Raw genomic sequence first — 13,394 nt, forward strand, 5'->3', positions numbered from 1 at the left:
TGACCAAGGGGCCCGTACGGAGAACCATCCGTACGGGCCCCTTGCTCTGCCCCACTGGGGCCCACGGCTTTGTCGCACCACAGAAGAGGGCGCCCTACGGCGAGTGAGCCGAAGGGGCGCGCCGGTGTCGAGACGGCGATCGCGCGGAGGCCCGAAGGGTCGAGCACGTTCGCCGTCTCGACACCGGCTGAGGCGCCCCGGAGGCGAACCGAGCCCCAAAAAATAAAGAGAAGGCGCCCTGCAACGCTGGTCCCCCCACGGGCCGGCGAGCAGGGCGCCTTCCCATGTCCCGGTGCGGATTCCCCCCACGGGATCCGGCCGGGCGTCTGGTGGACCAGCGCCTGAATCGCTGAGCAGAACGAGCAGAACTCGTCCTACTTGTATCTCTCTGTTGTGCGGCGGTGTGCGGTCTGCCGGGACGCGTACGTACGGGAGGGCCGCTCAAAGCTCCCCGGTGCACGTGCCCCGGCAACGCAATTCCGGGAACGTCCCCCAAGACATCCCCAGATGTCAGTCACGCCCCCCAAGACGCTTCTGACATCGCCAACTTAGACTCACGAACGCCTTCGCTGGTTACGTTCACACCACTGTGATCTGCGTCTCTCGCCGTATGTCCTGAAGATACGCAAGAGGCGCGAATCGGTGATCGAGGCCCCAGCGTAAGGATGATGCGCGAGCCTTGTGAAGAGCTTATGTGGTGCTGCTTCCGGACTCTAGAGGGACTTTTGCCCGGCGGTCATGAAAATGTCCTGAGTCGCAAGCTGTTCGTTACCACGAAAACGGACGAAAAGGCCATAGTTGCCCCAGCGATCATCGGGTTGAGCAGCCCGGCGGCGGCCAGCGGCAACGCGGCCAGGTTGTATGCGAAGGCCCAGGCGAGATTGCCCTTGATCGTGGACAGGGTCCGCCGCGACAGCCGGATGGCGTCGGCGGCCACCCGCAGGTCCCCGCGGACGAGCGTCAGGTCGCCCGCCTCGATCGCCGCGTCCGTCCCGGTGCCCATGGCGAGCCCGAGGTCGGCCGCGGCCAGCGCGGCCGCGTCGTTGACCCCGTCCCCGACCATCGCCACCGTGCGGCCTTCGCTCTGGAGCCGGCGTACGACGTCGACCTTGTCCTGCGGCAGCACCTCGGCGATCACGTGCTCGGGTGCGATGCCGACCGCGGCGGCCACGGACCGGGCCACCCGCTCGTTGTCCCCGGTCAGCAGCACCGGCGTGAGCCCGAGCGCCCGCAGCCGCCGTACCGCCTCGGCGCTGGTCTCCTTGACCGCGTCGGCGACGGTGACGACACCGAGTGCCACTCCGTCGCGGGTGACCACGACCGCCGTGTGCCCCTCACCCTCGGCGGCCTCCTTGGCGCTCCTCAGGGCCTCGGGGAGCGGTCCTTCGAGGAACCGGCCCACCTGGACGTCGTGGCCCGCCACGCGGCCGCGTACGCCCCTTCCTGGCAGGTTCTCGAAACCCTCGACCGGTGGGAGCGCGCCCACGCGGCCCTCGGCGCCCGCGGCGATCGCCCGGCCCACCGGGTGCTCGGAGGCGTGTTCGACGGCGCCCGCGAGACGCAGTACGTCCTCCTCTGTGGCGCCTTCGGTGACGTCATCGGCGACGTACACCTTCTGGAGGGTCATCCGGCCGGTGGTGACGGTGCCGGTCTTGTCCAGGACGACGGTGTCGACGCGGCGGGTGGACTCCAGGACCTCGGGGCCCTTGATGATGATGCCGAGCTGGGCACCACGGCCGGTGCCGACCATCAGGGCGGTCGGGGTGGCGAGGCCGAGCGCGCACGGGCAGGCGATGATCAGCACCGCGACGGCCGCCGTGAAGGCGGCGGTGGTGTCGTCCGTGAGGCCGAGCCAGGCGCCGAAGGTGGCGACCGCGATCAGGATGACGACGGGGACGAACACCGCCGAGATCCGGTCGGCCAGCCGCTGTGCCTCCGCCTTGCCGTTCTGCGCGTCCTCCACCAGCCGTGCCGTCCGGGCCAGCTGGGTGTCCGCGCCGATCCGGGTCGCCTCGACGACCAGCCGGCCCCCGGCGTTCACGGTCGCGCCCGTGACGGCGTCCCCGACCGTCACGTCCACCGGCACCGACTCACCGGTCAGCATGGACGCGTCGACGGCGGAGGCGCCCTCGACGACGGTCCCGTCGGTGGCGAACTTCTCCCCGGGGCGTACGACGAAGCGGTCGCCGACGACCAGCTGTCCCACGGGGATCCGCACCTCACGCCCCTGGCGGAGCACCGAGACGTCCTTGGCGCCCAGCTTCAGCAGCGCCTTGAGCGCGGCGCCCGCGCGGCGCTTGGCGCGGGCCTCCAGATAGCGGCCGAGCAGGATGAACGCCACGACCCCGGCGGCCACTTCGAGATAGATCGTCGACGAGCCCGACGTGCGCGAGACGGTGAACTCGAAGCCGTGCCGCATGCCCGGCATGCCCGCGTGGCCCCAGAAGAGGGCCCACAGGGACCAGCCGAAGGCGGCGAGCGTGCCGACCGATACGAGTGTGTCCATCGTGGCCGCGCCGTGCCGGAGGTTGGTGAACGCGGCCCGGTGGAAGGGCAGCCCGCCCCATACGACGACCGGCGCGGCGAGCGTCAGTGAGAGCCACTGCCAGTTGTCGAACTGCAGGGCGGGGACCATGGACATGAGGATCACGGGCGCCGCGAGCAGCGTCGAGACGGTGAGCCGCTGCCGCAGGGCGGCGAGTTCGGGGTCGGTCCCCTCCTCTGTCGCCGGTTCCGCGGCGGCCTCCGGGGGCGCCGGGGGCGGGGGCTCCTCGGCCGTGTAGCCCGTCTTCACCACGGTGGCGATCAGGTCGGCGACCGCCACCCCCGCGGGGTAGGCGACCTTCGCCTTCTCCGTCGCGTAGTTCACCGAGGCGATGACCCCGTCCAGGCGGTTGAGCTTCTTCTCGACGCGGGCCGCGCAGGAGGTGCAGGTCATCCCTCCGATGGTCAGCTCGACCTCGTGGACGGGCTCACTCGTCCGGGCCACCGCGGTGGTGCTCGTCATGTCCGTGCCCGTGCCCGTGCCGTCCGTATCCGTGCCCGGCCTCAGGCCCTGCCGACCAGCTCGAAGCCCGCCTCGTCGACCGCGGTGCGTACGGCCTCCTCGTCGAGCGGGGCGGCTGACGTCACGGTGACCTCACCGGTGGAGGCGACGGCCTTCACGGAGGAGACACCGGCCAGCTGGGTGATCTCGCCCGTAACGGCGCCTTCGCAGTGCCCGCAGCTCATTCCGCTCACCTTGTAGACGGCGGTGACGGAACCCGGGGTGTCGGTCTCGACGGTCATGTCGTTACTCCTCGTCGGGGCGTGTGGGGTTCGAGTAACCCATCAGGGCATCCACCTTATACCCCCTAGGGGTATGAATCCAAGAGAAGTCCGATCGGGGGGTGGGGTGCCGGGGCCGTCCGGGGCGCGGCGGGTGCTCGCGTGCCGCGCCCGGGAGCGTCGGAGGGCGGGGGTCGGGGGGTGTTCGAGGGGTCGGCGGGCGGGTGGTCGCATGCGATGCTGGCCGGGATCCGGAAGGGATCAACGGCTCGCGAACGAAGGATGGGACGCATGCGCGCGGTGGTGTTCGAACAGTTCCGAGCCCCGGCCACAGTCAAGAACCTCACCGCACCCACCCCCACCCCCCACGGAGTCGTCGTCCGGGTCGAAGCCACCGGCCTCTGCCGCAGCGACTGGCACGGCTGGCAGGGCCACGATCCCGACATCACCCTCCCGCACGTCCCCGGCCACGAACTCGCCGGCGTCGTGGAGGCGACCGGCAAGGCGGTCACCGCCTGGCGCCCGGGCGACCGCGTGACCGCCCCCTTCGTCTGCGCCTGCGGCAGTTGCGCCTCCTGCGCGGCCGGGGACCAGCAGGTGTGCGAGCGGCAGACCCAGCCGGGCTTCACCCATTGGGGCTCGTACGCCCAGTACGTCGCCCTGGACCACGCCGACGTGAACCTGGTGGCGCTGCCGGAGGAGCTGTCGTACGGCACGGCGGCCTCACTCGGCTGCCGCTTCGCCACGGCGTTCCGCGCGGTCGTCGCACAGGGCCGTGTCGCGCCGGGGGAGTGGGTCGCGGTCCACGGCTGCGGCGGTGTGGGACTCTCCGCCGTGATGATCGCGGCGGCCTCCGGCGCGAGGGTGATCGCGGTGGACATCTCCCCCCAGGCCCTGGACCTGGCCCGCAGGTTCGGCGCGGCGGAGTGCGTGAACGCGTCGGTAGAACCAGACACAGCCGCAGCGGTCCGCGAGCTGACCGCCGGCGGCGCCCACCTCTCCCTCGACGCCCTCGGCTCCCCGGCCACCTGCGCGGCCTCCGTCAACAGCCTTCGCCGCCGGGGCCGCCACCTCCAGGTGGGTCTGCTTCCGTCCGGGACGGGCACCACCCCCGTCCCCATGGCCCGAGTGATCGCCCTGGAACTCGAACTCCTGGGCAGTCACGGCATGGCGGCCCACGCCTACCCCCGGATGCTGGAGCTGGTCCGGGCGGGCGTCCTCCGCCCCGACCTCCTGGTGACCTCGACGATCCCCCTGGACGCGGCCCCCGCCGCCCTCGCGGCGATGGGCACGGCACCCGGCAGCGGAGTGACGGTCATCGAGCCGTGGAGCTGACCGGCCCACCCGACTCGCCCCGCCCGCCGTCGGCCCGTCCTCTGCCGGGCCGTCCACTGTCGGCCCGCCCTGCGTCGCCCCGCCCTCGGTCAGGCCGCCCTCCGTCAGGCCGTCCCCGATGGGCGGCCCACTCCGGCGCGAGGACCGACATCCGCACGGCGTCGATCCACTCTCCGCCCTGCCACAGCGTCTCCCGCTCGACGCCCTCGGCCACGAAGCCGGCCTTCTCGTAGGCGCGCCGGGCCCGCGGATTGTGGGTGTAGACGTACAACGACACGCGATGCAGCCCCAGCCCCTCGAAGGCGTGCCCGACCGTCAGTCGCACAGCCTCCGTGCCCAGCCCCCGACCCCGTCCACCGGGCCCGATCAAAATCCGGAAGCAGCAGCTGCGGTTGGCCTCGTCCAATTCGTTGAGCACGGCCTCACCCACCAGCTCACCGCTCGCCCGGTCCACGATGCCGAGGTCGAGGCGATCGGCCTGGTCGTTGCGGCTGCCGTACCAGGACCGCAGGCGGTCCAGCCCGAACTCCTCGGTCGTGCTGCCGGTGAGCCGGACGACCTCCGGGTCGGCCAGGATCCGCGCCATCACGGTCGCGTCGTCCTCGGTGAACGGCCGCAGCACGGCCCTCTCACCGGTGAGCAGGGGTTTCCGGGAAAAGCTCATCCCCGGATCCTGGACAGCGAACGGACCCGGGGACAAACGAATAAGCGGGATGCGGAGCGGATCAGTCGACCTTGCGCCCCCGGTTGCCCGGTCTGGAGGCGACCCAGGTGCGGACGGTGTCGGCGTACCAGTAGGGCTTGCCGTTCTCCATGTGGTCGGGCGGCGGCAGCAGCCCGTGTTTGCGGTACGAGCGGACGGTGTCGGGCTGCACACGGATGTGCGCCGCGATGTCCTTGTACGACCAGAGTCGTGGGTCGGTCATCAGTGGCCCTCCCTGCGCGCACCGCGGCGGCGGCCGGGAAGACCGTCGGGGGAGCCGGGCACTGCGCTGGCGATCACAAATCTGTGTCGCTCAACGACACGAGGGGATCACCGGCAGGGTCCGTCGTACAGGTGTGACGGAAGACCCGCATACACGTGACATACGTGACAGAAGGGGGTTCTTTGTGACAAGAGTGCGGCATCAGCGCCCCGTCAGGGGCGGGCGCGGGGAACTGCGCGACCAGCCACGAACCAGCCGCAGCCTGCGAACAACCCACAGTTCCCCGGCGCCTCGTCTCAGTGCCCGGTTCCCAGCGGAGCGCTCACGCGCCGCAGGACCTCAGGAAGGCCCGAGTCCGCTGGGCGATGGGCAACGGCTTGTCCGGCTCACACGGATACATGTCCTGCTCGACGATCGCGAACAGATCCACGTCGAGCTTCTGCGCGGCGGCCAGCACCGGCCCCAGCTCGGGCACACCCTTCGGCGGCTCGCACATCACGCCCCTGGCCACGGCCGGCCCGAACGGAATCTCGTTCGCGCGCACGTCCGCCAGGATCTCGGGGTCGACCTGCTTGAGGTGCAGATACCCGATGCGCTCCCCGTAGGTCTCGATCAGCTTGACGCTGTCGCCGCCGCAGTAGGCGTAGTGCCCGGTGTCGAGGCACAGCGACACCACCGAGGAGTCGGTGCCGTCCAGGAAGCGGACGACGTTCTCCTCGCTGTCGATGTGGGTGTCGGCGTGCGGGTGGACGACGATCTGGAGGCCGTACTTCTCCCGCACCTCCCGCCCGAGCCGCTCGGTGAGCTGGGTGAGGTGCCGCCACTGCTCGACGGTCAGCTCGCTGGACTCCAGCACCTTGCCCGTCTTGTCGTCCCGCCAGAACGACGGGATGACGACGAGGTGCTTGGCGCCCATGGCCTGAGCGAGGACCGCGTTGTCGGCCACATGGGCCCAGGTCTTCTCCCAGACGTCCGGACCGTGGTGCAGCCCGGTGAAGACCGTGCCGGCCGACACTTTCAGGCCGCGTTTGGCGGTCTCCTCGGTGAGAACCGCCGGGTCGGTCGGCAGATAGCCGTACGGACCCAGCTCGATCCACTCGTAGCCGGAAGCGGCGACCTCGTCGAGGAAGCGCTGCCAGGGGACCTGTTGGGGGTCGTCGGGGAACCAGACGCCCCAGGAGTCGGGCGCCGAGCCGACTCGGATGCGCGAGAGTGAGGACTGAGGTGACAACGACGTCATGGAAGTCAGCTTCAGGCCTCGAAGCTGAGGGTGTCAATAGGTAGTCCGAATGTCTGGACAAAGTATTGACAGGGTTGCTCCGACGGGACTAGACCTTGTCGGAACCGGCGCGTGAAGGGAACTCGATGGCGTACGACCTCATCACCATGGGGCGGATCGGTGTGGACCTCTACCCGTTGCAGACGGGGGTTCCGCTGCCGCAGGTGACGTCCTTCGGGAAGTTCCTCGGCGGTTCGGCGACGAACGTCGCGGTGGCCGCGTCCCGTCTCGGCCGCTCGACCGCCGTCATCACCCGCACCGGCGAGGACCCCTTCGGCGAGTACCTCCACCAGGCGCTGCGCGACTTCGGTGTGGACGACCGCTGGGTCACCCCGGTCCCGGGCCTGCCGACCCCCGTCACCTTCTGCGAGGTCTTCCCGCCGGACGACTTCCCGCTGTACTTCTACCGCCGCCCCAAGGCCCCGGACCTGGAGATCGACGCCCACGAGCTGGACCTCGACGCCGTCGCCGGGACCCGGATCTTCTGGGTCACCGGCACCGGCCTGAGCGAGGAGCCCAGCCGTACGGCGACACTCGCGGCCCTCGCCCACCGGGCCAGGGCCGGGACGACGGTCTTCGACCTCGACTGGCGCCCCATGTTCTGGACCGACCCGGCCGAGGCCCGCCCGTTCTACGAGGAGGCCCTGCGGCACACGACCGTCGCGGTCGGCAACCTCGACGAGGTCGAGGTCGCGACCGGTGTCCGCGAGCCGCAGGCCGCCGCCCGCGCGCTGCTCGACGCCGGGGTCGAACTCGCGGTCGTCAAGCAGGGCCCCAAGGGTGTGCTCGCGGTCAACAGCAAGGGCGAGTCCGCCGAGGTCCCGCCGCTGCCCGTGACCGTCCTGAACGGCCTCGGCGCCGGTGACGCGTTCGGCGGCTCCCTCTGCCACGGCCTGCTCGAAGGCTGGGACCTGGAGAAGATCATGCGGCACGCCAACGCGGCCGGCGCGATCGTCGCCTCCCGCCTGGAGTGCTCCTCCGCGATGCCCACCGTGGAAGAGATCGAGGCGGCGGTCGCGGCGGGAGCGGTCCTGTGAGCACCATCGAACCCGGCCGCCCCACCGCTGCCACCAACGGCAGCCCCGCCGCCGGCCCTCTCGGCCGCGCCTCCACCACCGGCCCCCTCGGCCGCGTCGACGTCTCCGCCCTCGTCCGCACCCGGGTCCACCACCCCGAGGCGATCGCCGAGGCCGCCGCCCGGCGTATCCGGCGCCCCCTGGTCGGTGACTCCGGGCGGCTGATGATCGTCGCCGCCGACCATCCGGCCCGTGGCGCCCTCTCCGTCGGTGACCGCAAGCTCGCCATGGCGAACCGGGCCGACCTCCTCGAACGGCTGTGCCTGGCGCTCTCCCGCCCCGGTGTGGACGGTGTCCTCGCGACCGCCGACATCCTCGACGACCTGCTCCTCCTCGGCGCCCTGGACGGCAAGGTCGTCATGGGCTCGATGAACCGGGGCGGCCTCGCGGGCGCCAGCTTCGAACTGGACGACCGTTTCACCGGCCACCGTCCCGAGGACATGCGGCGCCTCGGCTTCGACGCCGGCAAGCTCCTGCTGCGCGTCGACTACGACGACCCGGGCTCCCTCACGACCCTGGAGTCCACCGCCCGTGCCGTGGACGCCATGGCCGAACGCAGGCTCCCCGTGTTCGTCGAGCCGTTCATCAGCCGCCGCGACCCGGCCACCGGCAAGGTCAAGAACGACCTGAGCGCCGACGCCGTCACCAAGTCGATCGCCATAGCGGCCGGGCTCGGCGGCAGTTCTGCGTACACCTGGCTGAAGGTGCCCGTCACCGAGAACCCCGACGACATGGCCCGTGTGATGGAGACCTCGACGCTGCCCGCCGTACTGCTCGGCGGCGATGTCGGCGAGGACCAGGAGGGCGCGTACGAGAAGTGGCGGGGCGCGCTGCAACTGCCCACCGTGCAGGGCCTGGTGGTCGGTCGCTCGCTGCTCTACCCGGCGGACGACGACGTGACCGCCGCCGTGGACACCGCCGTAGGACTGTTGTGAGGGCCGCATGACACAGAAGACCGAGCTGTACGTACCCAAGGGCGCCACCGCGAACGCGCGGTACGCCGTCGACATCGACCCCGAGCGGGCCGGCTGGTCCCACAGCAGCCTGCGCGTCGTGGAGTTGGGGCCGGGCGGGACGCACACGTTCACGACCGGGGACAGCGAGTGGATCGTGCTGTCCCTCAACGGCGGCTGTTCGGTGCGGGTATCGGACGAACCAGGTGCATCGGGTGCATCAGGTGAGTCAGGTGAATCTGATACTTCCGGTGAATCCCGTGAAACAGGTGAACCCGGCGGCGAAGAGGACGCAGAGTTTCAGATCCTGGGCAGGGAGAGCGTGTTCGCCGGAGTCTCCGACTTCGTGTACGCGCCCCGCGACGCCCGGGTACAGATCGCCTCCGGCGCGGGAGGCCGCTTCGCTTTGGCAGGAGCGAAGTGCGAGCGACGACTCCCCGCGCGCTACGGCCCCGCGCCGGAGGTCCCCGTGGAAGACCGGGGCAGTGGCAACTGCGCCCGCCAGGTGCGCAACTTCGCCTCCGCCGACGCTTTCGAGTGCGACAAGCTGATCACCGTCGAGGTCATCACCCCCGGCGGCAACTGGTCCTCGTACCCGCCGCACAAGCACGACGAGAACCGGCCGGGGGAGGAGACCGCGCTGGAGGAGATCTACTACTTCGAGATCGACGGTCCCCACGGCTTCGGCTACCAGCGCGTGTCCCCCTCCCGCGAGGGCGGCTCCGAGGTGCTCGCCGAGGTCCGTTCCGGTGACGCGGTGCTCGTGCCCGACGGCTGGCACGGCCCGTCCATCGCGCAGCCCGGCCACAACATGTACTACCTGAACGTGATGGCCGGTCCGGGATCCGAGCGGCAGTGGCGGATCTGCTTCCACCCCGACCACACGGAGGGGTACCGATGAGCACGATCCGGCTTACGGTCGCCCAGGCGCTCGTCCGCTTCCTTTCCGTCCAGTACACCGAACGCGACGGCGAGCGGCAGCGGCTCATCGGCGCGACCTGGGGCATCTTCGGTCACGGCAACGTCGCGGGCCTCGGCCAGGCGCTGATCGAGTACGCGGACGACATGCCGTACCTCCAGGGCCGCAACGAGCAGTCGATGGTGCACGCGGCCGTCGGCTACGCCCGGCAGTCGGGCCGGCTCTCCACGCACGCCGTGACGACGTCCATCGGCCCCGGCGCCACCAACCTCGTCACCGGCGCCGCCCTCGCCACCATCAACCACCTCCCGGTGCTGCTGCTCCCCGGCGACATCTTCGCCACCCGCCCGGCCGACCCGGTACTCCAGCAGCTCGAAGTGCCGTACGCGGGCGACATCAGCGTCAACGACACCCTGCGCCCGGTGTCGAGGTACTTCGACCGGGTCACCCGCCCCGAGGCCCTGATCCCGGCCGCGCTGCAGGCGATGCGTGTCCTCACCGACCCGGTGGAGACGGGCGCGGTCACCCTCGCCCTGCCGCAGGACGTGCAGGCGGAGGCGTACGACTGGCCGGAGGAGTTCTTCGCCGAGCGGACCTGGAACATCCGCCGCCCGGCGGCCGACGTCGCCGAACTGGCCGCCGCGATCGGCGCGATCCGTGCGGCCCGCCGCCCCCTGATCGTCGCCGGCGGCGGTGTCCACCACGCCCGCGCGGAGGAGACGCTCGCCGAACTGGCCGCCGCCACCGGCATCCCCGTGGCGTCCACCCAGGCCGGCAAGGGCTCGCTCCGCTTCGACCACCCGCAGGACGTCGGCGGCATCGGCCACACCGGCACCGCGACCGCGAACGAACTCGCCCGCACCGCCGACCTGGTGATCGGCGTCGGCACCCGCTACACGGACTTCACCACCGCCTCCGGCACCCTCTTCGCCGCCGACGGCGTCCGCTTCCTCAACCTCAACCTCGCGCCCCACGACGGCCACAAGCTCTCCGGGCTGCCGCTGATCGCGGACGCGCGGGCGGGACTGGAGGCGCTGGCCGAGGCCCTGGAACCGCACCGGCACCGGGTCGCGGACGGCTACGTCTCCGAGTACACGGAGGACAAGCAGCGCTGGGAGCACCGCGTCGACGCCTGCTACGAGGCCGACGAGCCGGACACCCGGCCCACCCAGGCCCAGGTCCTCGGCCTCCTCGACGCGATCGTCGACGAGTCCGACATCCTCATCAACGCGGCCGGCTCCCTCCCCGGTGACCTGCACAAACTGTGGCGCACACGGTCCCGGGACCAGTACCACCTGGAGTACGGTTACTCGTGCATGGGATACGAGATCCCGGCCGCGATCGGCGTCCGGCTGGCCGCTCCCGGGCGCCCGGTGTGGGCGCTGGTCGGCGACGGCACGTATCTGATGATGCCGACCGAGATCGTCACGGCCGTGCAGGAGAACATCCCGATCAAGGTGCTGCTCGTGCAGAACCACGGGTACGCCTCCATCGGCGGTCTCTCCGAGTCGGTCGGCGGTGAGCGGTTCGGTACCGCCTACCGGCACCGCAACCCCGACGACGGCACGTTCACGGGCGCCCCGCTGCCCGTGGATCTCGCCGCCAACGCGGCCAGTCTCGGCATGCGCGTCCTGCGCGCCAAGACCATCCGTGACCTGCGCGCCGCCCTCGCCGAGGCGCGGGCGGCCGACACTCCCACATGTGTCTACGTGGAGACCCAAACGGCCGACACAGTGTCGGGCCCGCCTCCCGCGCAGGCCTGGTGGGATGTACCTGTGGCCGAGACCGCGACGCGCGCGTCGGCGGTCAAGGCACGCCAGGAGTACGACCGGCACGTCTCAACCCGACGCCGCCATCTGTGAGAAGGAGTCTTTCGGCATGACGAAGATCGTCAACCACTGGATCGGCGGCAAGACCGTCGAAGGCGCGTCGGGTACGTTCGGGCCGGTCACGGACCCGGCGACCGGCGCGGTCACCACCAAGGTCGCGTTCGCGACCGTCGACGAGGTCGACGAGGCGGTACGCACCGCCAAGGAGGCCTACGTCACCTGGGGCCAGTCCTCGCTGGCCAGGCGCACGGAGATCCTGTTCCGCTTCCGCGCGCTGCTCGACGCCAACCGCGACGCGATCGCCGAGCTGATCACCGCCGAGCACGGCAAGGTGCACAGCGACGCGCTCGGCGAGGTCGCGCGCGGCCTGGAGATCGTCGACCTGGCCTGCGGCATCAACGTCCAGCTGAAGGGCGAGCTGTCGACGCAGGTCGCCAGCCGCGTGGACGTCGCCTCGATCCGCCAGCCGCTCGGTGTCGTCGCGGGCATCACGCCGTTCAACTTCCCGGCGATGGTCCCGATGTGGATGTTCCCGATGGCCATCGCGACCGGCAACACCTTCATCCTCAAGCCGTCCGAGAAGGACCCCTCGGCCTCCATCAAGATCGCCGAACTCCTCTCCGAGGCCGGCCTCCCCGACGGCGTCTTCAACGTCGTCCACGGCGACAAGGTGGCCGTCGACCGCCTCCTGGAGCACCCGGACGTCAAGGCGATCTCCTTCGTCGGCTCGACCCCGATCGCCCGCTACATCCACACCACGGCCTCCGCCAACCACAAGCGCGTCCAGGCCCTCGGCGGTGCCAAGAACCACATGCTGGTCCTCCCGGACGCGGACCTGGACGCGGCCGCCGACGCGGCCGTCTCGGCGGCCTACGGCTCGGCGGGCGAGCGCTGCATGGCGATCTCCGCGGTCGTGGCGGTCGGCGCGATCGGTGACGAGCTCGTGGAGAAGATCCGCGAGCGCGCCGAGAAGATCAAGATCGGCCCCGGCAACGACCCCACCTCCGAGATGGGCCCGCTGATCACGGCCGTGCACCGCGACAAGGTGGCGTCCTACGTCACGGGCGCGGCGGCCGAGGGCGCCGAGGTGGTCCTCGACGGCACCGGCTTCACGGTCGACGGCTTCGAGGACGGCCACTGGATCGGCATCTCGCTCCTCGACAAGGTCCCGACCACGGCGAAGGCGTACCAGGACGAGATCTTCGGCCCGGTGCTGACCGTGCTGCGCGTCGACACCTACGACGAGGGCATCGCCCTCATCAACGCCTCCCCGTTCGGCAACGGCACCGCGATCTTCACCCGCGACGGCGGCGCCGCCCGCCGCTTCCAGCTGGAGGTCGAGGCCGGCATGGTCGGCGTCAACGTCCCGATCCCGGTCCCCGTCGGCTACCACTCCTTCGGCGGCTGGAAGGACTCCCTCTTCGGAGACCACCACATCTACGGCAACGACGGCACGCACTTCTACACCCGGGGCAAGGTCGTCACCACCCGCTGGCCCGACCCGGCCGACGGCCCCACCGGCGTCGACCTGGGCTTCCCGCGCAACCACTGAGGACCCCTTTTTGATGTGCCTGCTGACCTGTGGTTTCCAGTCGGCGGGCACATCGGGGGCGGGTGGTGGCTCGTCGGGAGCGTGGTAGAGCTCTGGACACGAAGCCCGCCACTGTGGTCCATCTGCGCAGTGGCTGCGTCGGCCGGAACCGGAGCCGTTGTGGACAAGGCAGCGGTTCCCGTTCGGCTGCCGGACAGATCGCATACGAGGTCATGCACCGGGTGAGTTCCCGGCTCGACCTGACGGCCACGTTTACAG

The 13,394-nt window shown here is 70.7% G+C and carries 11 protein-coding genes; 6 read left to right on the forward strand and 5 right to left on the reverse strand.

Annotated elements, in window-relative coordinates; genetic code table 11:
• Nucleotides 1–736: 736 nt before the first annotated feature.
• Both OG622_RS32365 and OG622_RS32370 read right to left on the reverse strand, forming a co-directional pair.
• A complete protein-coding gene (locus OG622_RS32365; RefSeq protein ID WP_371580156.1) occupies nucleotides 737–3,007 on the reverse strand; it encodes a heavy metal translocating P-type ATPase in 2,271 nt (756 codons plus the stop codon).
• A gap of 41 nt (nucleotides 3,008–3,048) precedes the next feature.
• Nucleotides 3,049–3,288 (reverse strand): heavy-metal-associated domain-containing protein, encoded by a 240-nt coding sequence (locus OG622_RS32370; protein ID WP_371580157.1) that lies wholly within the window; start codon nucleotides 3,286–3,288, stop codon nucleotides 3,049–3,051.
• Between the two features lie 270 nt (nucleotides 3,289–3,558).
• Here OG622_RS32370 and OG622_RS32375 point away from each other — a divergent pair, with 270 nt between their 5' ends.
• Nucleotides 3,559–4,602, forward strand: coding sequence for a zinc-dependent alcohol dehydrogenase family protein (locus tag OG622_RS32375; RefSeq protein WP_371580158.1), 1,044 nt, complete (start codon nucleotides 3,559–3,561; stop codon nucleotides 4,600–4,602).
• Here the strand turns inward: OG622_RS32375 and OG622_RS32380 are convergent.
• From OG622_RS32380 to OG622_RS32390, 3 genes are all read right to left on the reverse strand, one after another.
• Nucleotides 4,583–5,266 (reverse strand): GNAT family N-acetyltransferase, encoded by a 684-nt coding sequence (locus tag OG622_RS32380; RefSeq protein WP_371580159.1) that lies wholly within the window; start codon nucleotides 5,264–5,266, stop codon nucleotides 4,583–4,585. The two genes, OG622_RS32375 and OG622_RS32380, sit on opposite strands and share 20 nt — an antisense overlap.
• A 61-nt stretch (nucleotides 5,267–5,327) precedes the next feature.
• The gene (locus tag OG622_RS32385) at nucleotides 5,328–5,528 is read right to left on the reverse strand and encodes a helix-turn-helix transcriptional regulator (protein WP_371580160.1); all 201 of its coding nucleotides are present in this window, start codon (nucleotides 5,526–5,528) and stop codon (nucleotides 5,328–5,330) included.
• 322 nt (nucleotides 5,529–5,850) lie between these two features.
• Entirely contained in the window at nucleotides 5,851–6,768 is a 918-nt protein-coding gene (locus OG622_RS32390) for a sugar phosphate isomerase/epimerase family protein (protein ID WP_371580161.1), read from the reverse strand.
• A gap of 125 nt (nucleotides 6,769–6,893) precedes the next feature.
• Between OG622_RS32390 and iolC the strand changes: the two genes are divergently transcribed.
• The 5 genes from iolC (at nucleotide 6,894) to mmsA (ending at nucleotide 13,136) form a co-directional block, all read left to right on the forward strand.
• Nucleotides 6,894–7,844, forward strand: a complete 951-nt coding sequence (gene iolC, locus OG622_RS32395; RefSeq protein WP_371580162.1) for a 5-dehydro-2-deoxygluconokinase — start codon at nucleotides 6,894–6,896, stop codon at nucleotides 7,842–7,844.
• Between the two features lie 143 nt (nucleotides 7,845–7,987).
• The gene (locus OG622_RS32400; RefSeq protein WP_371584292.1) at nucleotides 7,988–8,818 is read left to right on the forward strand and encodes a deoxyribose-phosphate aldolase; all 831 of its coding nucleotides are present in this window, start codon (nucleotides 7,988–7,990) and stop codon (nucleotides 8,816–8,818) included.
• 7 nt (nucleotides 8,819–8,825) lie between these two features.
• Nucleotides 8,826–9,737 (forward strand): 5-deoxy-glucuronate isomerase, encoded by a 912-nt coding sequence (gene iolB, locus OG622_RS32405; RefSeq protein WP_371580163.1) that lies wholly within the window; start codon nucleotides 8,826–8,828, stop codon nucleotides 9,735–9,737.
• Nucleotides 9,734–11,617: a 3D-(3,5/4)-trihydroxycyclohexane-1,2-dione acylhydrolase (decyclizing) gene (iolD, locus tag OG622_RS32410; protein WP_371580164.1), complete on the forward strand. Its 1,884-nt coding sequence runs from the start codon at nucleotides 9,734–9,736 to the stop codon at nucleotides 11,615–11,617. The genes iolB and iolD overlap by 4 nt, the downstream gene beginning before the upstream one ends.
• Before the next feature lie 16 nt (nucleotides 11,618–11,633).
• The gene (gene mmsA, locus OG622_RS32415; RefSeq protein WP_371580165.1) at nucleotides 11,634–13,136 is read left to right on the forward strand and encodes a CoA-acylating methylmalonate-semialdehyde dehydrogenase; all 1,503 of its coding nucleotides are present in this window, start codon (nucleotides 11,634–11,636) and stop codon (nucleotides 13,134–13,136) included.
• Nucleotides 13,137–13,394: the final 258 nt, after the last annotated feature.

The sequence above is a fragment of the Streptomyces sp. NBC_01314 genome (genome assembly GCF_041435215.1).
Lineage (GTDB): Bacteria > Actinomycetota > Actinomycetes > Streptomycetales > Streptomycetaceae > Streptomyces.